This window comes from Knoellia sinensis KCTC 19936 (assembly GCF_000768705.1).
Lineage (GTDB): Bacteria > Actinomycetota > Actinomycetes > Actinomycetales > Dermatophilaceae > Knoellia > Knoellia sinensis.
Genome location: NZ_AVPJ01000049.1, coordinates 1 through 1,147, shown reverse-complemented (window position 1 = coordinate 1,147; position 1,147 = coordinate 1). Strand labels below are relative to the sequence as shown.

Below are 1,147 nucleotides of genomic sequence, written 5' to 3'. Positions count from 1 at the left end.
ATGTGAATCGCCCCGGGTCTGATGGAGGCTCTCAATCCTGGGAAGGATGATGAGAGTCATGGCAGCACCGAGGAAGTACAGCGTTGAGCTCCAGCAGCGGGCGACGCGGATGGCGATGGACGCTCGCAAGGACCCGGAGTCGGCGCGTGGAGCGATCAAGCGGGTCGCCGATCAGTTGGGTGTTCATCCCGAGGCTCTGCGGAACTGGGTCCGTCAGGCCGAGATCGACGGCGGTGTCCGTCCGGGCACCACAACCGATGACGCTGCCAGGCTGGTCGAGCTGGAGCGCGAGGTCCGCGAGCTGCGTCGGGCCAACGAAATCCTGAAGACGAGCGCCGCTTTTTTCGCGGCCGCGGAGCTCGACCGCAAGATCAAGTAGAGGTGCCCACCGCGGTGCTGGTCGACTACATCGATCAGCACCGCGACCGGTTCGGGGTCGAGCCGATCTGTGTCGTCCTGAAGGACGCCGGCGTCCAGATCGCCCCGAGCACGTACTACGCCGCCAAGACCAGGAAACCCTCGGCCCGTGCCGTGCGCGACGCCGAGCTGGTCCTCGACATCAAGACCGCCCACAAGGCGAATCTGGGTGTCTACGGTGCCCGCAAGATCCACGCCGAGCTCAACCGTGAAGGCATCACCGTGGCCCGCTGCACCATCGAGCGGCTGATGCGAGCCGAGGGCCTACGCGGGATCCCACGGGAGAAGACCCGCAAGACCACCATCGGCGAGGGCGGCGAAACCGAGCGACCGGAGGACCGCGTGCAGAGGAAGTTCGTCGCGACCGCGCCGAACCAGCTCTGGGTCGCGGATCTGACCTACGTTCGCACGCATGCGGGCTGGACCTACGTCGCGTTCGTCCTAGACGTCTTCAGCCGGATGATCGTGGGCTGGCAGGTGTCCACCAACCTGCGCACCGACCTCGCACTGGATGCCCTCGACATGGGGCTGTGGGCGCGCCAGCGAGCCGGCCAGGACGTCACCGGCCTGATCCATCACTCGGATAGGGGCGTGCAATATCGAGCGATTCGCTACACCGAGCGGCTCGCCGAAGCCGAGGCCGTCGCATCCGTCGGGTCCAAGGGCGACAGCTACGACAACGCCATGGCCGAGGCACTGAACTCGCTGTTCAAGGCCGAGTGCATCCGCA

At 66.1% G+C, this 1,147-nt stretch carries 2 protein-coding genes and 1 other annotated feature; both genes read left to right on the top strand.

Annotation, left to right across the window (positions count from 1 at the left end):
* Positions 1–58 precede the first annotated feature (58 nt).
* Positions 59–379 (top strand): transposase, encoded by a 321-nt coding sequence (locus N802_RS19125; RefSeq protein ID WP_035919697.1) that lies wholly within the window; start codon positions 59–61, stop codon positions 377–379.
* Positions 337–486: a sequence feature (AL1L pseudoknot), on the top strand. (Overlaps the previous gene by 43 nt.)
* Positions 382–1,147 (top strand): IS3 family transposase (locus N802_RS19120; protein WP_156971538.1); only part of this gene is annotated, 766 nt, incomplete at its 3' end. It overlaps the preceding feature by 105 nt.